Raw genomic sequence first — 22,675 nt, forward strand, 5'->3', positions numbered from 1 at the left:
GATTTATCATCGAAAAAAAAAGAAGCATATGTACTTTTTAGGAATAGATTTGGGAAGCTCTTCGATAAAACTTTCGGTAGTGGATGCCGAAAAAGGAAAAGCCATTGCGGCAGTAAGTGTCCCAAAATTTGAAATGGATATTCACGCACCGCAATTTGGTTGGGCAGAGCAAGATCCTAATTTGTGGTGGCAGTATGTAAAAAATGGAATTCAGTTATTGTCGAGTCAACAAGGCATTGATTTAAAAAAAATAGAAGGAATTGGTATCGCGTACCAAATGCATGGATTGGTACTGACGGATGCAGCGTTGAATCCAGTTCGTTCTTCTATTATTTGGTGTGATAGTCGCGCGGCAGTTATTGGAAATTCCATTTATGATGAAATGGGACACGACTTTTGCCAGCAACAAATTTTAGGAAGTCCAGGCAATTTTACGGCTTCAAAGTTGAAATGGGTACAAACGCATCAACCAGAAGTTTTTGAAAAAGCAGTCTATATGATGCTACCTGGCGATTTTATAGCTGCAAAATTATCAGGGAAAGCACAAATAAGTACTTCGGGTTTATCTGAAGCGGCTTTGTGGAATTTTTCTAAAGGGAGATTGGCTACAGAAGTACTTCAAGCCATGGGACTTCCTGATGCACTCATCCCCGAAATTGTTCCTAACTTTGGCCATCAAGCTACAATACATCCAAGTGTTGCCTCAGAATTAGGATTGAATCCATCAGCAAAAATTACGTATCGAGCTGGAGATCAACCTAACAATGCTTTGTCGTTGAATGTACTTCGACCAGGTGAAATTGCTACCACAGCGGGAACATCGGCGGTAGTTTATGCAGTAAGCAATCAAGATATTTATGACAAAGAAAACCGCATCAATACTTTCTTGCATGTAAATAATACCGAAGCGCAAAAAAATAATGGGGTATTGCTTTGTATCAATGGATCAGGAATTTTGTACCAATGGTTGCGCAAAGTAATGTCGGTAGATCGTGACACACTTATTGCCTATGAACAATTAAATGCCGAGGCGGCCAAAGTAAAAGCAGGTAGCGAAGGCTTACGTTTTTATCCTTTTGGTAACGGTGTGGAGCGCATTTTTAATAATAAAAAGGCGACTTCGGGTATTCAAAATCTCAATTTCAACATCCATCAACCCAGCCATCTTGTTCGTTCAGCTTGTGAAGGAATTGTCTTTGCGATGAACTATGGTTTTGATGTAATGAAGGCTGTAGGTGCTTCAGGAGATGTGGTTCGTGCTGGAAAAGCCAACTTGTTTTTGAGTCCGGTGTTTAGAGAAATTTTTGTCAATACCACACAAACTACTTTAGAATTATACAATACTTCGGGGGCAGAGGGTGCTGCTCGTGGCGCCGCTTATGGCTTTGGCTTTTATGACTCTCTGGAACAAGCCTTTGAAGGATTGCAATGTTTGGAACGAACAGAACCAACCAAAAGCGTATCCGACCAATACCAAGAGATTTATCAAGAATGGAAAAATAATATTAATACCGAAATATAATGAATACAACACAACAAGCTTATTTTAAAAATATCGACACCATCCGCTTTGAGGGCAGAGAAAGTGATAATCCTCTTGCTTTTAAATGGTATGATGAAAATAGAGTAGTGGCAGGAAAAACCTTAAAAGAACATTTGCGTTTTTCTATGGCATATTGGCACACACTATGCAACACTGGAGGAGATCCTTTTGGTAGTTCGACAGAGAAATTTTCTTGGAATAAAAATGAAGATGCGATTTTGAAAGCCCAAGATAAAATGGATGCTGCTTTTGAATTCATGAGCAAATTAGGCATGCCTTTTTACTGTTTTCATGATGTAGATGTGGTAGATGAAGCACCTACATTGGCTGCATTTGAAAAGCGCATTCATACTATGGTGGACTATGCTAAACAAAAACAACAAGAATCTGGAATCAAATTGTTGTGGGGAACTTCAAACTTGTTTAGCAATCCTCGTTATATGAACGGTGCTTCTACGAATCCAAATTTTGATGTGGTGGCTTATGCTGCGGGTCAAGCCAAAATAGCCATCGATGCTACTATAGCTTTAGGAGGTGAGAATTATGTTTTTTGGGGAGGACGCGAGGGATACATGAGTCTTTTGAATACCAATATGAAGCGCGAACTAGACCACATGGGGCAGTTTTTGAATCTTTGTAAAGACTATGCGCGTCAACAAGGTTTCAAAGGTACTTTCTTAATTGAACCAAAACCAATGGAGCCAATGAAACATCAATACGATTTTGATGCGGCTACTTCTTTAGGTTTCTTAAACAAATACGGTTTGCAAGATGATTTTAAACTAAATCTTGAAGTTAATCACGCTACGCTTGCGGGACACTCTTTTGAACACGAATTACAAGTTGCGGTAGACGCTGGAATGTTAGGAAGTATCGATGCTAATCGTGGGGATTATCAAAATGGTTGGGATACTGATCAATTTCCAGTTGATATTTATGAGATTACACAAGCCATGTTGGTCATCTTAGAAGGTGGCGGAATTCGTGGTGGCGGAATCAATTTTGATGCTAAAGTGCGAAGAAATTCAATCGATTTAGAAGACAAGTTTATTGCACATATAGCGGGTATGGACATTTTTGCTCGCGGACTTATTTGTGCCGATCATATACTACAAAACACCAATTATAAAAAACTACGCGCTCAGCGTTACGGATCATTTGACAGCGGAAATGGTGCCAAATTCGAAAAAGGAGAATTGTCTCTTGAGGAATTAAGCCAAATCGCTCGTGCAAACGGAGAACCTCAACCCATTAGTGGTAAACAAGAATTATTCGAGCAAATCGTATCGAATGCTTATTAGCTAAACACCTTTGAAAATTAAAAAATTAACCAATCACTCAAAAATCATGAAAAGAAATTATGGTATAGCGACAATGCTTTCCTTTTGTATGACGCTATTATTGAGCATTTTTATGCTACAATCTGGTTATGCACAAGACCCTACTGTTACTGTTACAGGAAAAGTGTTTACTTCAAATGATAATTTAGAAGTCTCTGGTGCAGGTATTACAATACAAGGTTCAAATACTAGTACTAGTACTGGTTTTGATGGAACCTTTAAAATTAAAGCCAAACCAAATGATGTCTTATTAGTAAGTTTCGTAGGGTATAGAACCCAACGTGTAAACATAAATAATCAAACCAACATCAATATCTATCTTCAGGAAGAAACTGCCGAGTTAAAGGAAATTGTTGTTATTGGGTACGGTACTCAAAAGAAAAAAGTATCTACTGCTTCCACATCGGTAGTTGGCGCAAAAGATATTCAAAATGTAAACAGCTTAGATGTTGTTAATGCTTTGCAAGGGCAAAGTACTGGGGTATCGATTACTTCTACTTCTGGTCAGCCGGGAGCAGGAATGGTAGTGAACATTCGTGGGGTAGGTACCGCAGGAAATAATTCTCCGCTTTATGTGGTAGATGGAGTGGTAATCGATAATGGAATTGGGTATTTGGATCCTTCTTCAATAGAAAGGGTAGATATTCTTAAAGATGCAGCAGCGGCTTCTATCTATGGAGCAAGAGCAGCAAACGGAGTAGTTTTGGTAACCACCAAAAAAGGAAAAGATGGAAAAATGAATGTGTCATTTAACAGTTACACAGGTTTCCAACAAATTGCCAAACGTCTTGATTTATTGAATACTAAAGAGTACACTACCATTATCAATGAAGGAAGAGTAAACTCAGGTATGGCACCGTTGTATTCTCAATCACAAATTGCTGCTTTTCCAAATACAGATTGGCAAGACTATTTGTTCAATGAGGGAGCTATTAAACAAAATCACTCTTTGATGATAACTGGTGGAGACAAAAAGTCAACCATTGCTACAGGTCTTTCTTATTATGGTCAAGACGGTATAATTGGTAGTCAAACCAATCAGTCCAAGTACGATCGTATTACTTTTAATGTAAACTCAACTTCAGAAATCATCGAAGACCATTTGAAAATTGGTGAGAATTTCTCTTTTGCCAATATCAAAGGAAGCGGAATTTCAGACGACGGAATTTACAATAACAGTATTAGAGCGTTCTTGAATGCTGCACCTATTGATGCTGCTTATGATGCAAATGGGGGGTTTGCTAATTCTATAGTTTCAGCAGATATCAGTAACCCGCTTGGTGCTTTGTACTACAACAACTTCAACGAAAATAAAATTGACCGTTACGTAGGGAATATTTTTGCAGAAGCTAAATTTTTGAAAAACTTCACTTTCAGAACTAGCTTTGGGGTAGATATCACTAATAGTACCTACCGTTCTTATACTCCAATCTACCGTTTGTCATCCAACAATAACAACGATGTTTCTAGTGTAAATCAAAGCGCGAACAAAGGATTGGGTTGGATTTTCGAAAATACGCTACAATACAAAGCTTCTATAAATGATGCACATCATTTTGACCTTTTGATTGGTACTTCAGCCAAAGACAACACTTCGGATTATGTAAGTGCAACGGGAAGAAATTTAACTCGCGAAGGATTTAAATATGCTTATTTGAGTAATGCAACGGATCAAACGTCTAATACAGTGGCGGGTAATAGAACAGATTATTCTATTCAATCTTACTTTGGTCGTTTCTTGTATGATTATCAAAACAAATACTTATTGTCAGCGACCATTCGTAGAGACGGATCTTCAGAATTTGGACCTAATAATAAATATGCAATCTTTCCCGCTTTTTCAGCAGGTTGGAATGTAGATAAAGAGGGCTTTTTTCCAGAAAACAAAGTGTTGAAAAACTTAAAAGTTAGAGCGAGCTGGGGACAAAACGGTAACGATCAATTTGCTAAACGATTTGCTTATATGTCAACGATTAGTACTTATGATAAAAACTACCATTTTGGAACGGGAGGAACTGCCTTAGAAGTTGGAGCGAGTCCAGATGCTTTAGAAAATCCAGACATCAAATGGGAAACTTCTGAGCAGTTAGATTTAGGATTCGACGCGACTTTGTTTTCTTCGCTTACGATATCGTTTGATTACTATGATAAAACTACAAAAGACTGGTTAGTACAAGCATCGGTGCCAGATATTGCAGGAGCAGCAGCGCCATTTATTAATGGTGGTGATGTGAGTAATAAAGGTTTTGAATTGGCATTAGGATACAGAACTTCTTTTGGTGATGGCTGGAATTTTTCAGTAAACGCCAATGGTTCATTCAATAAAAATGAAGTGTTGCGAATTGCCAATACCGAAGGCATTATTCATGGAGAATCTAATTTATTATTCCAAGGATTAGACGAAATGAATCGTGTAGAAGTAGGGCAACCTATCGGTTATTTTTATGGATTAAAAACCGACGGAATTTTTCAGAATACCTCAGAGCTGACTTCTGTTCAGCCCAATGCGGTACCTGGAGATGTTCGTTTTGTGGACTTGAACGGTGACGGAAAAATAGATGCTAATGATAAAACTAAACTTGGAGATCCTAACCCAGACTTTACTTATGGTTTGAGTATGGACTTGTCTTACAAAGCGTTTGATTTTTCAATCTATACTTATGGAGTAGCGGGTGGCCAAAATGCTTTTGGAGTTCACGATTATACTCGTGCTTACAACAATTTTACTACTACTATCTTAGACCGTTGGACTACTGAAGGAACTTCAAACAAAATTCCAAGAATGACTTACGGAACAGATGCTAACGGGAATTACACTAAATTCTCTGATTTGTATATTCAGGATTCGGATTTCTTTAGAATCAAAAGTATAACCATTGGTTGTGATTTGACAAAATTGACCAAAGACTTAGGCTTCTTCAGCAAATTCAGAATTTATGGTTCGGCCAATAACCTTTTCACCTTTACCAAATATCAAGGAATGGATCCGGAGATTGGATTTGGAAACTCTAACCAATCATGGGCCAAAGGAATCGATGTTGGATTTTATCCTCAACCTAGAGTATACATGTTAGGTCTTAATGTTAATTTTTAATTTTTAAAAGTCATGAAAAAATATATATATCTTTTCGCAGTATCAGGTTTGTTTGCACTAGGATCTTGTTCTGACGATTTCTTAGAGAATGAACCATATACTGAATTAGTTACGGAGAATTTTTATTCCACACCCAAAGATGCTTTTCAAGGATTAGTAGCGGTTTATGATATTCTACAAAGAGAAGGCTATGGCAATACCTTACTTACTAGCGAAATTGCTTCGGATAATTGTTTTGGAGGATACGGAATTGCCGATGGACAAGGAGATCTAGAATGGGATCGTTTCTTGTTTGTTACAGATAAAGACATGAATGCTACAGCTTGGAAAACGGGTTACCAAGGAATTTATAGAGCCAATATTTTATTAGAAAATTTGGATAAAGTAAATTGGGGAACCGATACCGCACTAAAAACCAAATACGAAGCCGAAGCTAGATTTCTTAGAGCACATTTCCATTTTCAGTTGGCCAGAATGTTTGGAGACATTGTAGCTTTAGATCATACTTTAAAAACAGCAGAGTATTATTCTCCAAGAAGTTCTGCCGAGGAAACCTATAAATTAATCGCTAGTGATTTGAAATTTGCTGCCGATAATTTAGGGACCGAAAATTACTCTCAAGCTGGAAATGCCAATTATGGTCGTATCACCAAATGGGCGGCTGAGGCTTATATTGCTAGAACGTTTTTATTCTACACAGGATATTACAAAAAAGCAGATTTAGCGGGTGTCGTTTCTAAAGCACAAGCGGTAACTTACATCAATGATGCAGTAAACAATAGCGGACATGGTTTAGTAGCAGATTATGCTAGACTATGGTTAGCAGCTTCTTTCGGTCAATTTGCTGGAGAAGACAATACGGAGATGGTTTTTGCTGTACGATTCAACGGTTCAGGAAAAGGAGATTGGAATCTTCACGAAGGCAACCGCTTCCAAGTACTTATTGCTCCTCGTGGTGGAAACATTGGACCTTACGGAACAGGTTGGGGAGGCGCAACAGTAAATAAAAAATTAGTTGATGCGTATGGCACTGGAGATACCAGAAAAGCCGCTTCGTTTATTGATTTTGCTGGCGAAGGATTAAGTTTTGATCCTGTGGCTAGAGAACAACGTCAATACACAGGTTATGCTTGGAAAAAATATTGTCCTGTAACCAATGAACACGGAACAGGAAACTTCCAAATTGATAACGTGCAGGATTATGCGGTAATTCGTTTTGCCGATGCGCTATTGATGGCTGCTGAGTTAAACTTGGATACCAATCTTGCTTTTGCCCAAACTTGTTTAGACAGAGTACGCGACCGTGCTTACAAAGATAATACACATCGCGTTACGGCTACAAAAACCAATATTATGGAAGAGCGTCGTTTAGAATTAGCTCTTGAGGGTCTTCGTTATTTCGACTTGCTTAGACAAGGTGTAGATGTAGCAAAAGCTGCTATCGATAATACAGGAACAGGAACAACATTTAATGTGACGTACAGAACAGAAACATTGGGTTGGTTTCCGTTGCCTCAATCTCAAATCCTACTTTCAAACGGTGCGATGACACAAAATCCAGGTTGGTAATTAACTCAAAAAACAAACGATTATGAAACGTATACTTCACATATTAGTAGCTATAATAACTTTAGGATCCGTGTTTTCTTGCGAGCCAGTAGAGGATAGAAATAGCTTGCCTGCCATAACCAAAACTGCGGCAGACTTAAAATTTACGGTAACTGCCAAAAGTAACTCCATGACCTTAGAGAATTTGGATATGGATGTTATTCCATATTGGAGTTATACCGATGCTTTAGGTAATGAATTGGGGCATTTTAATACGAACAAAATACAAGACATTGCTTTACCATTTGCAGGAACTTATTATGTAAACTTCACTGCTTATACTCGCGGTGGAATTGTAGTGGCTGAACCTAAAAAAGTAGTGATTAGCCAAAATGATTTAACCTTATTTAGTGATCCAAAATGGGATTTACTAACCAATGGTGTAAATGGTAAAACTTGGATACTAAAAATGTCGGCGCCTATGGAATTTGTAGGTCCTGGGTACATCAACAGTACTGTTGGAGGAGATTGGAATTGGTATCCTAATTTCTCTGATATTTCTTGGGCTGGAATCGAAGACAAAGATTGGGGTGAAATTACCTTTAACTTAAATGGTGGCTATAATGTAACCGTAGTGCAAACATCAACAGAGGTTAATTCTTCGGTCAAAACTACTAAAAAAGGAACTTTTAGCTATAACAGAACCGCTGATTTTACCAATGATAGAATCATTCTTAATGGAGGTTTAGAAATGTTGCATCCTGGCCCAGCAAACAGCTGGAGCTCTGGTTTTAGTTTCTCAAATGTTCGATTGGTAGAGCTTACGGCTACAACGTTGAGTTATGCCGCCATCAGAGCCGATGGTCAAGTCTTGATTTATCATTTGATTGCTAAATAAATAATTATTTGAGTTAGTTACGTTTTTATTTGAATGAACAGCCGATAAGTGAATGAAACCACTTATCGGTATGTTTATATCAGCGATAAAATAAAAAATACCATTATACATTCAGATCATGAATAAAAGAAAATATAAAAGCAGTCCATTACTTGTCCTACTTATAGGCATGTTTCTGGTAGGAGCTTGCGGTAAAAAAAACGAAGCTTTTAGCGATCGAAAGGTTTCTTTTAATTCGGATTGGAGTTTTCATTTAAACGATAGTCTCAAAGACAACGATACCATCAGTACTACCACTGCTTGGCGTAGTTTAGATTTGCCTCACGATTGGAGCATCGAAGGAAAGTTTGACGAAAAAAGCCCAGCAGGATATGGTGGTGGAGCGCTTACCGGAGGTTTAGGCTGGTATAAAAAAACCTTTAAAGTCGCTGCTCAAGATAGTACCAAAATAACCACAATTACTTTTGATGGTGTGTACCGAAACAGCCAAGTCTGGATCAACGGACATTATCTAGGAAAACGTCCCAACGGATACATTGGTTTTCAATATGAACTTACTCCTTATTTGAACTACGGAGATCAAAACAACGAAATTATTGTTAAGGTTGACAATTCAAAACAACCCAACTCCAGATGGTATTCTGGATCAGGAATATTCAGAAACGTTTGGTTAGAAACGACCGATAAATTACACGTTGCTCAATGGGGAACGTATATTACCACTCCAAAAGTAACCAATGAACAAGCTACGGTACAGCTTGAAACTACCGTGCAAAATCAAAATGGAACCGCTCAAAAAGCAACACTCACTACTACTATTTATAAGGAAGACACCAAAGTAACTTCGGTTACCCAAGATATCACCATTGTAGCAAATACACGTCAAACCATTCAACAAAAAACAGTTATAGATACCCCAATTTTATGGTCTGTTGCCACTCCAGAATTGTACACCGCAATCACAGAAGTAGTTGTAGCCGATAAAATTGTAGATCAATATACCACCCAATTTGGGGTTAGGAGTTTTAAGTTTGATGCTAATAAAGGCTTTATTTTGAATGGCAAACAAGTAAAAATAAAAGGTGTTTGCATGCATCATGACTTAGGTCCTTTGGGTGCTGCTATCAACACACGCGCTATTGAACGCCAGTTAGAAATCTTAAAAAATATGGGAGTCAACGGTATCAGAACATCGCATAACCCTCCAGCTCCTGAGCTTTTAGATCTTTGTGACAAAATGGGATTTATTGTCATGGACGAGGCTTTTGACATGTGGAAGAAAACCAAAACCCCATTCGATTACGGCAATGATTGGGACCAATGGCACAAGCAAGACTTAATTGATCAATTGTTGCGCGATCGTAATCACGCCAGTATTTTTATGTGGAGTATCGGAAATGAAATTCCACAACAATGGGACGAAAGTGGCGCTAAAATAGCTAAAGAACTTGCAGCCATTACCCGTCAGTACGACAAGACTCGCCCTATTACAGCGGCCATGAATCCACCCGTAAATATGAATATTGATGAGGTGACATTACAGTTTGATAAAGCAAAGGTGCAATACAATACGATTGCTGCTTCGGGAGCATTAGACATTATTGGATACAATTATGCGCATCAAACCTATGCATTTCATCAGAAGAATTTCCCAGGAATTCCTTTTATTGCTACCGAAACAACTTCGGCTTTAGCCACTAGAGGATATTATGATGCCGTTTCGGATAGTCTAAAAAAATGGCCTGTACGATGGGATCTTAAATTTACGGAAGGAAATCCTGGAAATACCGTTTCCTCGTATGACCAAGTTCAAGCTCCTTGGGGTTCTACACATGAAGCGACTTGGAAAATTATCAAAAAATACGACTTCCTATCTGGGATGTACATTTGGACCGGTTTTGATTATATCGGTGAACCAACCCCTTATGAGTGGCCATCGATCAGTTCTTATTTCGGAATTGTAGATTTGGCGGGTTTCCCAAAAGACGTGTATTATATGTACCAAAGCGAATGGACAGACCAAACCGTTTTGCATCTTTTTCCGCATTGGAACTGGAAAGTAGGACAAAATGTTGATGTTTGGGCGTACTATAACAAAGCCGATGAGGTTGAATTATTTTTAAATGGAAAATCAGTAGGGACTAGAAGTAAAAAAGGAGACGATTTGCGTGTTATGTGGAGGATTCCTTTTCAGCCAGGAACTTTAAAAGCTGTTTCGCGTAAAAACGGAAAAGTAGTCTTAGAAAAAGAAATCAAAACAGCAGGAAATCCCTATCAACTACAACTTGAAGCTGACCGAAGCACCATCAAAGCTGATAAAAACGATTTGTCATTTGTAACTGTTTCGATTTTGGACACAAAAGGAACTTTGGCTCCAAATGCCAAAAATGAAATCCATTTTTCATTAAAAGGAAACGGAAAGATTGTTAGCGTTTGTAGTGGTGATCCCGTAAGTCATGAATCTTATAAAGGAACAAAACATACGGCTTTGGCTGGAAAATGCTTAGTGATTATTCAATCAGGTACTACATCCGATAAACTAGAATTGACTGCCAAAGCGAATGGACTTAAACAAGCGACAATAGTAATATCAACTGAATAAGCACAGTTCTTGCAAGGTTTTCAAAACCTTGTAGGTATTTATTAATTAGCAAAAGATAATAAAAATGCAAACCTGCGAAGTTTTGAAAACCTCGCAGGAAAACTAACATTAAGAATTATTAACCAATGAAGAACACATCACTAAAAGCATTGTTTTCGATGGCCGTGCTTGGATTTGTTTTGATGCCAAAAGCCTCAGCTCAAATTCAAAATGCGGACGTACTGAATGCACCGATAGACATCAGCAAAGATTTTCAGAATTATCTCAATACTTTTTATTTTGCTGATGAGCTGACCAATTTTGATCCAGCCACAGGAAAAGGAACCATTAAATACATCCGAAATACGTATCAAACGCGTCAGGCGTTTAATAACATGATGATGAAACCAGGAGTAGTTCCTGCTAATGAGTTTCCTACAACAGAATATGAGGTGGCACCAGAATTACCGTTTCAAATTCAGTTTGTTTCAGACAGAACCTTGCGAATCAAAATGACTTCTGGACCACAATTTCATCCAGAAAAAGAGTCTTTGATGTTAATTAATGGCGTGGCTCCAAATCATCCAGAGTCATGGAAGTTTTCAAAAATTGAAGGCGGTTTCAAATACACCAGTCCTTATGGTGCTGTAGAAATTTTGTCTAAGCCTTGGCATGTGAAAATTTATGACCAAAAAGGGAAACTACTCACCAGTACACTACATGATACTGATTTTAAAAACACCTACACGCCAACACTACCTTTTTCGTATGTACGCAGAAACAGCGATTATTCTAGAAGTATGGGCGCTGCTTTTAGCTTAGAGCCTGATGAAAAAATATTTGGTTGTGGAGAATCGTTTACCCAATTCAATAAACGCGGACAAAAAGTTGTTTTATGGACTGATGATGCCAATGGAATTCAAAACGAAACCATGTACAAACCCGTTCCGTTTTATATGAGCAGCCGTGGGTATGGAGTTTTTATGCATCATTCTACTCCCATTACTGTTGATTTTGGAAAATATTATGCTAGTGCCAACGAAATGTACATTGGTGATGACGAAGCGGATTTGTTTTTCTTCATTGGTGAGCCTAAGGAAATCTTAGACGAATACACCAACCTGACTGGAAAAGCGGCTATGCCTCCATTATGGTCTTTTGGGTTTTGGATGAGTCGTATTACGTATTTCTCAGAAAAAGAAGGCCGACAAGTAGCCAAGGATTTACGCGCTTACAAAATACCTACCGATGTAATTCATTTTGATACGGGCTGGTTCGATGTTGATTGGAGAAACAATTATGAGTTTGCCAAAGCGCGTTTTCAAGATCCTGTAAAAATGATGAGCGATTTGAAAAAAGATGGTTTTCAGGTATGCTTGTGGCAATTGCCTTATTTTACACCAAAGAATACTTTGTTCAACGAAATCATGGATAAAAATCTTGCCGTTAGAGACCGTAAAGGCAATCTTCCGTATGAAGATGCGGTTTTAGATTTTTCTAATCCAGCTACGGTAACTTGGTATCAAGCCAAATTGAAACATTTATTTGATCAAGGTGTGGGAGTGATAAAAGTAGATTTTGGAGAAGCAGCACCACCAGACGGAATTTATCATTCAGGACGTACTGGTTTTTATGAACACAACTTGTATCCTTTGCGCTACAACAAAGCGGTTGCCGAGGTTACTCAAAAAGAAAAAGGATATACCTTAATCTGGGCCAGAAGTACTTGGGCTGGAAGCCAGCGCTATCCATTGCATTGGGGAGGCGATGCCGAAACTACAAATGGAGCGATGTCGGCTGAATTAAGAGGTGGATTGTCATTAGGATTAAGCGGATTCAGTTTTTGGAGTCACGACGTGGGAGGATTTGCGACCAAATCACCAGAAAATTTATACCGCCGTTGGGCGCCATTCGGAATGTTTACCTCACATGTTAGAAGTCACGGCGAGCCTCCAAGAGAGCCGTGGTTGTACAGTAAAGAATTCTTAGAAGGATTTAGAAAAGCAGACAACATGCGTTACGAATTGATGCCATACATTTATGCTCAAGCCAAAGAAAGTTCACAAAAAGGATTACCTATGATGCGCGCTTTATTTGTAGAATATCCAAATGATCCTGGAGCTTGGTTGGTCGATAATGAGTACTTATTTGGGTCAAGTATGTTGGTCGCTCCATTGTTTGAAGAAGTGACCGAAAGAGACGTATACTTACCTGCAGGAACTTGGATTGATTATCAAACCAAAAAAGTATACCAAGGCGGATGGCATAAGATTAAAGCGGGCGAAGTACCTATCGTAGTTTTGGTAAGAGACGGAGCCGCGATTCCTCATATTGCTTTGGCACAATCTACCAAAGATATGGATTGGAGCAAATTGACCTTAAAAGTATATGCTTCTGATGCAACTACATCGGCTACAGCCAAAGTTTTCTTACCAGGAACCGATGCCGTAGAAACGATAACAGTTGTGAAAAAAGGAAACGAGGGAGAAGTCAACTCAAATGCACTAAACGGAAAAACCACTTTCAAAACCGAGTGGATAAAATAAATAAGTTGGATTGGTTTTTAGATCGAGGGTGGTTCTTGGTTGCTACCACTCTCGATAATTTAACTGCTTAAAATAATGAACAATGAAAAATAAATTGCTCCTATCTACCGTACTTCTATCCCTTAGTATGGGTTATGCACAAGGCAAAAAGACAACATCCTATGAATTGGCTTCGCCTGGAGGTCAAAACAAAATAAAATTTGAGTTAGTAAATAATGCTCCAAAATATACTGTTTCTCACGGAAAAACCGAAGTGATTTCACCTTCAACGATGGGGTTTTTATTGAAAGGGAATGAAGATTTCAGCTCTAATTTTGAAGTTAAAAATGTAAAAACATCCTCTTTTGATGAAACATGGGAGCAAGTTTGGGGAGAAAAGAAAAATATCCGAAACCACTACAATCAGTTAGTAGTCGATTTACAACAAAAAACAGGGAACAAACGTAAATTACAAATTCAGTTTCGTGCTTTTGATGACGGTATCGCTTTCAGATACGTATATCCCAAACAAAAAGTGAAAGACAGTATTTTCATTATGGATGAAAAAACAACTTTCAATCTAAAAGAAGATGGAAAAGCTTGGTGGATTCCTGCCAACAGAGAAAACCGTGACGAATATTTGTTCAAAGATGCACCGGTAAGTACGTTAGACACGGTGTTAACGCCTTTAACTATCGAAAGTAAAAGTGGGTTGGCATTGAGTTTTCACGAAGCCAACCTGATAGATTTTGCGAGCATGACTTTGGTCAATACCAAAGGAACCGAACTAAAATCGGATTTGGTGCCTTGGGCAGATGGGGTAAAAGTGCGCGTAAAAGACAGCTTTACTTCTTCATGGAGAACGATTCAAATTGGAGAACAACCTGGAGATTTGATTACGTCTTACTTGGTTTTGAATTTGAATGAACCCAACAAATTAAAAAACACCAATACCTATTTTAAACCCTATAAATATTTAGGAATATGGTGGGGAATGCACATTGGGAAATACACTTTTTGGGAAAGTGAGAAACAAGGAGCAACCACAAAACACGCCGAAGAATATATTGACTTTACCGCCAAAGAAGGCTTTCATCATTTATTGATTGAGGGTTGGAACAAAGGCTGGACGCCCGGTTGGTATGAAAACCGCATGCACATGTTCAGTTTTACAAAAAATGCAGACAATTTCGATTTAGAGAAAGTAGTGGCTTACGGAAAACAAAAGAATATTGAGTTAATAGGCTATCACGAAACAGGTTCTAACTTAATAAACTACTTAAAAGAAGTTGATGAAGGTTTTGCTTTGTATAAAAAGTTGGGCATTCACACGGTTAAAATTGGTCACGTAGGTTCTAAATTGAATATGAAACAAATGCACTTTGGCCAATTTGGAGTAAACTATTTCAGATACATTTTAGAAAAAGCGGCCAAGTATGATTTGGCTGTTTTGTATCATGAATCCATTAAAGATACTGGAGAGCGTCGCACGTATCCGAATATGGTTTCTAGAGAAGCTGCAAGAGGACAGGAATACAATGCGTGGAGCGAAGGGAATCCGCCTAATCATTTAAGTATTATTCCGTTTACGAGATTGCTTTCTGGACCAATGGATTTCACTCCCGGAATTTTTGATGTAGAAGTAAAACAAGGCTATCCAGGCAAAAGAATTCAAGGAACGGTGGGGCAGCAATTGGCTTTGTATGTTACTATTTATTCTCCAATTCAGATGCTGGCCGATCTTCCCGAAAACTACGAAGGAAAACCAGCTTTACAATTCTTAAAAGACGTTCCAACCGATTGGGAGGATACGAAGGTGCTAGAGGGAAAAATTGGAGAATACATCACAACTGTAAGAAAAGATAGAAACAGTGCCGATTGGTATTTGGGAACTTTAACCAATGAAAATCCAAGAAAAGTAGAAGTTTCATTGTCATTCTTAGACCCAAAGGCAACTTATGAAGCGCAGATTTATGTAGATGCTGAAGGAACCCATCAAAAAAACAATCCTGAAGGAGTAGCGATTTCAAAGAAAACCGTAAAAGCTTCGGATGTACTTACTTTGAATTTAGGTGGTGCAGGTGGTGGTGCCGTGCGTTTTAAAAAAATATAACTGAAAATTCAACCCGTTAGGTTTTTAAAAACGGTTGAGTTTATTGATACAACTATTGAAAAAATAATTTCATATGAAGCATTTTTCAGCAATAGCATTTATTCTATTATTTCTAAACAATTCTAGTTTGTTTGGTCAAAATCCTGCTGTGATTCGAACCATAAAAGTCGATTATAATAAAACAGAAGGAGTATTGAATACTATGTTCAAAGAATGTATTGGAGCGGGTCGAGCCAATGAGGGTTTGCGTGCCGATTGGCAACAGCAATTGGCAATGGTAAAAAAAGAGTGCGATTTCAAGTACATTCGAATGCATGGTTTGTTAACCGATGATATGGGAGTGTATCGGGAAGATTCGAAAGGAAATCCAGAATACAATTATCAATATATCGATGCTTTATATGATTTTCTTTTGAGTATCAAAATAAAACCTTTTGTCGAATTAGGTTTTATGCCATCGGCTTTGGCCAGTGGAAGTCAAACCATTTTTTGGTGGAAAGGCAATGTAACGCCTCCAAAAGATTATAAAAAATGGGAAGAGCTCATCCGTAACTTAACCCAACATTTTACAGATCGTTACGGTGTTGAGGAAGTAAAAACTTGGTATTTTGAAGTTTGGAACGAGCCAAATTTATCTCCTGGTTTTTGGTCAGGCACCCAAGAGGAATATTTCAAATTATATGAATACACGGCACGCGCCATAAAAAGTGTAAATTCCGCTTACAAAGTAGGTGGACCTGCTACAGCAGGTGCAGCTTGGGTTCCAGAAACGATAGAGTTTTGTGCCAAAAATAAAGTGCCATTAGATTTTATTTCGACCCATACTTATGGGGTAAAGCAAGGTTTTTTGGATGAATTTGGTACCTCGGGAACAGTGTTGAATAAAGAGGAATCGAGCATAAGTGGTGAAGTAATCACCTCTCGTCAGCAGATTGCTAGTTCGGCTATGCCAAAATTAGAACTGCATTACACAGAATGGAGCTCTTCGTACACACCCGCCGATCCTATTCACGATAGTTATCACTCGGCGGCCTATATTCTTCAAAAATTAAAACAAGTGAGGAATGCTGCAAACTCCATGTCGTATTGGGTTTTTACCGATATTTTTGAAGAAGCTGGCCCTCGATTTACCCCTTTTCACGGAGGTTTTGGATTGTTGAACACACAAGGTATAAAAAAACCTGCCTACTTTTCGTATGCTTTTTTGAACCAATTAGGAACAACTACACTCCAAAATACTGATACTTCTTCATGGACTACCAAAAATGAAGCGGGAGATGTTCAAGTTTTATTTTGGGATTACACATATACACTTCCAGAAAATAGCATCAACAACCAACAATATTACATCAAAGATTTGCCTGCAAAATTGAAAGGTAAAGTAAAGGTGGAATTGACTGGATTGAAAGAAGGTAAATACGATTTAAAAGTCTATAAAGTGGGTTACAAGCAAAATGATGTCTTTACCGATTATTTGGCCATGAACCAACCCAAACAATTGACTACACAACAAGTCGATGTATTAAAGAAAAACAACAATGGAGCACCCATAGCAACGGCAACAGTTTCTGTTGATGCCAAAGGGATTTTAACGAGAGATTTTGATCTTCATGAAAATGATGTCTTCTTGCTAAAATTGGTGAAACGCTAATCATTAATTAGGCTTAGAAACTAATTTTTAACCATCCAAAAACAAAAAAATAGACCTATGAAAAAGAAATTAATTCACTTATTAGCAGCGATTGCATTTATCGCCTTTACTTCATGTAAAAATGAAGGAAATGTTGCTACAGCCGATACTAAAATCTATGAAGGAAAGGAAATCGGTACTGAATATGATGCAGAAATCAATGCATTACTGTCGCAATTGACATTAGAAGAAAAAATTGGCATGCTTCACGGTAATAGTATGTTTTCAACAGGAGCCGTACCTCGTTTGGGTATTCCAGAACTAAAAATGGCCGATGGTCCATTGGGTGTGCGCGAAGAAATTTCACGAGATAGTTGGGCTCCCGCTGGTTTAACGAATGATTTTGCAACGTACTATCCTGCCGCAGGTGGATTGGCTGCTACTTGGAATCAAGAAATGGCCTATACTTTCGGGAATAGTGTAGGGCAAGAATTGAGAGCTAGAGGCAAAGACATGCTGCTTTCGCCAGCCATAAACATTGTTAGGACACCCTTGGGGGGAAGAACGTATGAGTACATGACCGAAGACCCTTTTTTGAATAAAAAAATGACGGTTCCTATGGTGGTAGGATTGCAAGATAATGATGTGATGGCTTGTGTTAAACATTTTGCTGCCAACAATCAAGAAACCAATCGTGATTTTGTAGATGTGCAGATTGATGAACGTACACTTCGTGAAATTTATTTACCCGCTTTCGAAGCGGCTGTCAAAGAAGGAAAAGCATACAGCATTATGGGTGCCTACAACAAGTTTAGAGGCGAATACCTATGTGAAAATGACTATATGCTCAATAAAATTTTGCGTGACGAATGGGGTTTCAAAGGGATTGTAGTTTCAGATTGGGCGGCAGTTCACACTACAGTAAAATCTTTAAAAAGCGGTTTAGATATTGAGATGGGAACACCAAAACCGTTCAATGAATTTTTCTTAGCCGATAAATTAATAGCAGCTGTAAAAGCAGGCGAAATTTCAGAAGCAGAAATCGATATCCATGTAAAGAGAATTTTACGCACTTTATTCCAAGTCAAAGCAATGGGTGGTAAAGACCGTGTAAAAGGAAGTATTGCAACCGAAGCGCATTATCAAGACGCTTATAAAATCGCTTCTGAGAATATAGTGTTATTAAAGAACGAAAATAACGCTTTGCCTTTACAATTAGATGGCGTTAAATCGATTGCTGTAATCGGAAACAATGCCACCAAGAAAAATGCTTTAGGAGGTTTTGGTGCTGGGGTAAAAACTAAAAGAGAAATTACACCTCTAGAAGGTTTGAAAAACCGATTGCCGTCTGCTATCCAAATCAATTATGCCGAAGGATATTTGGAACGTTATGACGAAAAAAATAAAGGAAAATTAGGAGACATCACCCTGAATGGTCCTGTGACTATTGACCAATTAGACCCTGCCAAATTACAAGAAGCCATCGATGCAGCCAAAAAATCTGATATAGCCATCATTTTTGCAGGTTCTAATCGCGATTACGAAACCGAAGCTTCGGATAGAAGAAGTTTGAAACTGCCTTTTGGTCAAGAAGAATTGATTAAAAAAGTTTTAGCAGTGAACCCAAGAACAATTGTAGTTATGGTAGCTGGGGCACCGTTTGATATTCAGGAGGTAGCCAAAAATACCAAAGCATTAGTATGGAGTTGGTTCAATGGTTCTGAAGGTGGTAATGCTTTAGCTGATGTATTGTTAGGAAAAATTAACCCTTCTGGGAAATTACCTTGGACCATGCCAAAAAACATTATGGATTCTCCTGCACATGCTACGAATAGTTTCCCTGGAAACAAAACGGTGCAATATGCGGAAGGAATCTTGGTAGGATACCGTTGGTTTGATGCCAAAAAAATTGCACCACTTTATCCATTTGGTTACGGATTATCATACACCACATTTGCTTTTGATACGGCTAAAACCGACAAAAAAGAATACAAACCAACCGAAACAATTACAGTTTCAGTAACGGTAAAAAACACTGGAAAAGTTGACGGAAAAGAAGTCGTACAAATTTACGCAACTAAATCTGATTCTAAAATCAGTCGAGCTGCTCAAGAGCTAAAAGGATTCCAAAAAGTAGGGGTTAAAGCTGGAGGAGAGCAACTGGTTACAGTAAAAATTCCTGTAAAAGAATTGGCATACTACAATGTGACTAACAAAAAATGGACTGTTGAACCTGGAAAATATACGTTGCATGTAGGGAATTCTTCTAGAAATAATTCAAACCAAGCAATAATTACTATTAACTAAAAGCATTTATAAAATTGCCAAAAACATTAAATATATAAAAGACATATTATATATAAACGCTAACCAATAACTCTTAAAACATATGAAAAATAATTTTATTAAAACCCTACTCACTTTATTAGTTTTCATTGGAATTTCATGTAGTAAAGATGAGGGAGATACTACTCCTACCAATCCAACTCCTACTGAGACAACAATCACTTCTAGTGCAACTAGTGTTTCAATTGCGGAATCTAGTAGAAGTGCAGCCATTACCATTACTATGACTGGTAAAGATTGGGCTGCTGTTTCTGACCAAGCTTGGTGTACGCTATCGGTTACAAGCTCTTCTTTGCAAAGTCAAGAAGTTACGATCAATGTTACCGCCAATACAACAACTTCAGCACGCCAAGCCATTCTTACTTTTGTGATGGATGGTAATGCGCAAAAAAATGTTAAGGTTACCGTAACCCAAGCGGCAAGTGCGAGTTTATACCCTAGTTATAATACGAATCCAATTGCGGCAGATGCAACGGGAATGAGTAGTAATGCAACAGAATTAGCTAGTAAAATGAAGCTAGGCTGGAACATCGGAAACACTTTGGAAGCGACCGGTGGCGAAACAGCATGGGGTAATCCTAAAGTGACCAAAGCTTTGATTGATTTTGTAAAAGCCAATGGTTTTAATGCAATTAGAATCCCTTGTTCTTGGAATCAGTATTTAGCAAATAGCACGACGGCACAGATAAAAGCTGATTGGTTGGCGAGAGTAAAAGAAGTGGTGCAGTATTGTGTAGACAATGATATGTATGTAATCGTTAATATCCATTGGGATGGTGGTTGGTTAGAAAACAACTGTACCGAGGCTAAAAAAGTCGAAAATAACGCCAAGCAAAAAGCATTTTGGGAACAAATTGCTACACAATTGAGAGGTTTTGATGAACATTTACTTTTTGCTAGTGCCAATGAACCTAAAGTTGCAGATGCTACCCAAATGGCGGTTCTAAATTCTTATCACCAAACATTTATTGATGCTGTACGTTCTACAGGTGGTAAAAATGCTTATCGTAATTTAATCATTCAAGGTCCTGATACTGATATCGAAAAAACCAATAAGTTGATGACGACTTTGCCTACAGATAAGGTGGCGAATCGTATGATGGCTGAAGTTCATTTTTATCCTTACCAATTTACATTGATGACTAAAGACGAATCTTGGGGTAAAATGTTTTACTATTGGGGAGCTGGAAATCATTCTACTACCGATACAGAGCGTAATCCAACTTGGGGAGAAGAAGCAGATGTTGATAAATTTTTCAAATCTATGAAAACACAGTTTGTAGACAAAGGAATTCCAGTCATTCTTGGTGAGTTTGGAGCCATCAAACGTGATTTAACAGGTGATGCATTGACTTTACATCTTAAATCTAGAGCTGATTTCCTAAAATATGTGGTGAAACAATCCAAAGCTAATGGTATGATTCCTTTCTACTGGGATGCTGGTTTTATGGGGGTTAACACCATGACGATATTCAATCGTACTAACAATACAGTATACGATGCGCAGGCCTTAACAGCTTTGCAAGACGGATTAAAATAATCCTTTTCAAAAGCACTTAAAATTCTTTGTTTTAAGTGCTTTTGTTTAAATAATTAGTAAATGACTAACTGGTTTTGAAGAATTGATTTCAAATTTTTTGAAACCCAAAATATTGTATTTATGAAAAAAATAGACTTTTATTTCGGAGCCGCTTTTCTCTGTCTTGTAATTGTTTTCTCTTATGCTTGTACCAAAGAGAATATTGGCGAAGAAGAGGCTGTAGTAGCTAACCAATCGGTTGCTGTAAATAATAATTTGACTGCAAAATTTGCAAGTTTCAATACTAATCCGTTGCCTCCAGACGCAAATGGTATGGGTAGTAATGCGGTAAACATTGCATCCAAAATCAAAATTGGTTGGAATATAGGTAATACTTTAGAGGCTACAGGTGGTGAAACGGCTTGGGGTAATCCAAAAGTTACCAAAGCATTAATTGATTTAGTAAAAAGTAAAGGGTTTAACGCCGTTAGAATACCATGCTCTTGGAACCAATATTTAGCCAGTACTACTACTGCTCAAATTAAGTTAGAATGGCTCAATAGAGTAAAAGAAGTTGTTAAGTATTGCAATGACAATGGTATGTATGCTATCGTAAATGTGCATTGGGACGGTGGTTGGCTTGAAAACAACGTAACTACTGCCAAACAAGTTGAAAACAATGAAAAACAAAAAGCGTTTTGGGAGCAAATAGCTACGCATTTACGTGATTTTAATGGTTTGTTGCTTTTTGCTAGTACCAATGAACCTAATGTGGATGATGCCACTCAAATGGCAGTTTTGAAATCCTACCACCAAACGTTTATTAATGCGGTTCGATCTACTGGTGGAAAAAATACCTATAGAACATTGATTATACAAGGACCGAGAACTGATATTCCTAAAACAAATCAATTAATGACATCTTTGCCTACAGATAGTACGCCTGGCCGTATGATGGTGGAAATACATTATTATGCTCCTTGGCAATTTTGTGGTATGACTGCTGATGAATCATGGGGGAAAATGTTTTATTACTGGGGGAATGGCTTTAAATCTACTACAGATACGAGTAGAAATGCTACTTGGGGTGAAGAAACTGCTGTATCGGCTGATTTTAAATTAATGAAAACTCAGTTTGTAGATAAAGGTATCCCTGTTATTATGGGGGAATTTGGGGCTATCCGAAGATCTTCATTGTCTGGAACTAATTTAACTCAACATTTGGCGGCTAGGGCTTATTATTTAAAATATGTAGTCAAACAAGCAAAACTAAATGGTATAATCCCTTTTTATTGGGATGAAGGTAGTATAACTAATAATGGTTTTGGAATTTTTAATAGAAGTAATAACACTGTTTTTGATCAACAAGCTTTAACCGCTTTGATGGATGGTTTGAAGTAATTTTTATAAGATTCAAGTTTATAATTTTTTAGATTTGAATCTTATTTTATTTACAGTTGATACATTAAAATTTTTATTGATTTACATATAAGCAATCAAAACAAAATAGTGTCATACTTTATATTTTATTTCTCGCA

General features: G+C 37.8%; 12 protein-coding genes. All 12 read left to right on the top strand.

Annotated features, from left to right (window positions below; translation table 11 throughout):
• Positions 1–28 precede the first annotated feature (28 nt).
• The 12 genes from WFZ86_RS08960 (at position 29) to WFZ86_RS09015 (ending at position 22,538) form a co-directional block, all read left to right on the top strand.
• A complete protein-coding gene (locus WFZ86_RS08960; RefSeq protein ID WP_342691623.1) occupies positions 29–1,522 on the top strand; it encodes a xylulokinase in 1,494 nt (497 codons plus the stop codon).
• The gene (gene xylA, locus WFZ86_RS08965; RefSeq protein WP_342691624.1) at positions 1,522–2,844 is read left to right on the top strand and encodes a xylose isomerase; all 1,323 of its coding nucleotides are present in this window, start codon (positions 1,522–1,524) and stop codon (positions 2,842–2,844) included. The genes WFZ86_RS08960 and xylA overlap by 1 nt, the downstream gene beginning before the upstream one ends.
• A gap of 46 nt (positions 2,845–2,890) precedes the next feature.
• On the top strand, positions 2,891–5,977 hold the full coding sequence (locus WFZ86_RS08970; RefSeq protein ID WP_342691625.1) for a SusC/RagA family TonB-linked outer membrane protein: 3,087 nt from the start codon (positions 2,891–2,893) through the stop codon (positions 5,975–5,977).
• 12 nt (positions 5,978–5,989) lie between these two features.
• A complete protein-coding gene (locus WFZ86_RS08975) occupies positions 5,990–7,546 on the top strand; it encodes a RagB/SusD family nutrient uptake outer membrane protein (protein ID WP_342691626.1) in 1,557 nt (518 codons plus the stop codon).
• Positions 7,547–7,568: 22 nt separating this feature from the next.
• The gene (locus WFZ86_RS08980; RefSeq protein ID WP_342691627.1) at positions 7,569–8,423 is read left to right on the top strand and encodes a hypothetical protein; all 855 of its coding nucleotides are present in this window, start codon (positions 7,569–7,571) and stop codon (positions 8,421–8,423) included.
• A 118-nt stretch (positions 8,424–8,541) separates the two neighbouring features.
• The gene (locus WFZ86_RS08985; protein ID WP_342691628.1) at positions 8,542–11,025 is read left to right on the top strand and encodes a glycoside hydrolase family 2 TIM barrel-domain containing protein; all 2,484 of its coding nucleotides are present in this window, start codon (positions 8,542–8,544) and stop codon (positions 11,023–11,025) included.
• 125 nt (positions 11,026–11,150) lie between these two features.
• The gene (locus WFZ86_RS08990; RefSeq protein WP_342691629.1) at positions 11,151–13,550 is read left to right on the top strand and encodes a glycoside hydrolase family 31 protein; all 2,400 of its coding nucleotides are present in this window, start codon (positions 11,151–11,153) and stop codon (positions 13,548–13,550) included.
• Between the two features lie 82 nt (positions 13,551–13,632).
• Complete coding sequence (locus WFZ86_RS08995; protein WP_342691630.1) at positions 13,633–15,642, top strand: glycoside hydrolase family 97 protein; 2,010 nt, start codon at positions 13,633–13,635, stop codon at positions 15,640–15,642.
• Between the two features lie 73 nt (positions 15,643–15,715).
• Entirely contained in the window at positions 15,716–17,293 is a 1,578-nt protein-coding gene (locus WFZ86_RS09000; RefSeq protein WP_342691631.1) for a GH39 family glycosyl hydrolase, read from the top strand.
• A gap of 57 nt (positions 17,294–17,350) precedes the next feature.
• Positions 17,351–19,579: a glycoside hydrolase family 3 C-terminal domain-containing protein gene (locus tag WFZ86_RS09005; protein WP_342691632.1), complete on the top strand. Its 2,229-nt coding sequence runs from the start codon at positions 17,351–17,353 to the stop codon at positions 19,577–19,579.
• Between the two features lie 82 nt (positions 19,580–19,661).
• On the top strand, positions 19,662–21,158 hold the full coding sequence (locus WFZ86_RS09010; protein ID WP_342691633.1) for a cellulase family glycosylhydrolase: 1,497 nt from the start codon (positions 19,662–19,664) through the stop codon (positions 21,156–21,158).
• Positions 21,159–21,278: 120 nt separating this feature from the next.
• Complete coding sequence (locus WFZ86_RS09015; protein WP_342691634.1) at positions 21,279–22,538, top strand: glycoside hydrolase family 5 protein; 1,260 nt, start codon at positions 21,279–21,281, stop codon at positions 22,536–22,538.
• Positions 22,539–22,675 lie beyond the last annotated feature (137 nt).

The sequence above is a fragment of the Flavobacterium polysaccharolyticum genome (genome assembly GCF_038739875.1).
In the GTDB taxonomy this organism is placed as follows: Bacteria; Bacteroidota; Bacteroidia; order Flavobacteriales; family Flavobacteriaceae; genus Flavobacterium; species Flavobacterium polysaccharolyticum.

What these genes read in the sequence shown, in the direction of transcription:
- WFZ86_RS08960 (WP_342691623.1), top strand. Translation starts at nt 29, where the DNA reads ATGTACTTTTTAGGAATAGATTTGGGAAGCTCTTCGATAAAACTTTCG.
- xylA (WP_342691624.1), top strand. Translation starts at nt 1,522, where the DNA reads ATGAATACAACACAACAAGCTTATTTTAAAAATATCGACACCATCCGC.
- WFZ86_RS08970 (WP_342691625.1), top strand. Translation starts at nt 2,891, where the DNA reads ATGAAAAGAAATTATGGTATAGCGACAATGCTTTCCTTTTGTATGACG.
- WFZ86_RS08975 (WP_342691626.1), top strand. Translation starts at nt 5,990, where the DNA reads ATGAAAAAATATATATATCTTTTCGCAGTATCAGGTTTGTTTGCACTA.
- WFZ86_RS08980 (WP_342691627.1), top strand. Translation starts at nt 7,569, where the DNA reads ATGAAACGTATACTTCACATATTAGTAGCTATAATAACTTTAGGATCC.
- WFZ86_RS08985 (WP_342691628.1), top strand. Translation starts at nt 8,542, where the DNA reads ATGAATAAAAGAAAATATAAAAGCAGTCCATTACTTGTCCTACTTATA.
- WFZ86_RS08990 (WP_342691629.1), top strand. Translation starts at nt 11,151, where the DNA reads ATGAAGAACACATCACTAAAAGCATTGTTTTCGATGGCCGTGCTTGGA.
- WFZ86_RS08995 (WP_342691630.1), top strand. Translation starts at nt 13,633, where the DNA reads ATGAAAAATAAATTGCTCCTATCTACCGTACTTCTATCCCTTAGTATG.
- WFZ86_RS09000 (WP_342691631.1), top strand. Translation starts at nt 15,716, where the DNA reads ATGAAGCATTTTTCAGCAATAGCATTTATTCTATTATTTCTAAACAAT.
- WFZ86_RS09005 (WP_342691632.1), top strand. Translation starts at nt 17,351, where the DNA reads ATGAAAAAGAAATTAATTCACTTATTAGCAGCGATTGCATTTATCGCC.
- WFZ86_RS09010 (WP_342691633.1), top strand. Translation starts at nt 19,662, where the DNA reads ATGAAAAATAATTTTATTAAAACCCTACTCACTTTATTAGTTTTCATT.
- WFZ86_RS09015 (WP_342691634.1), top strand. Translation starts at nt 21,279, where the DNA reads ATGAAAAAAATAGACTTTTATTTCGGAGCCGCTTTTCTCTGTCTTGTA.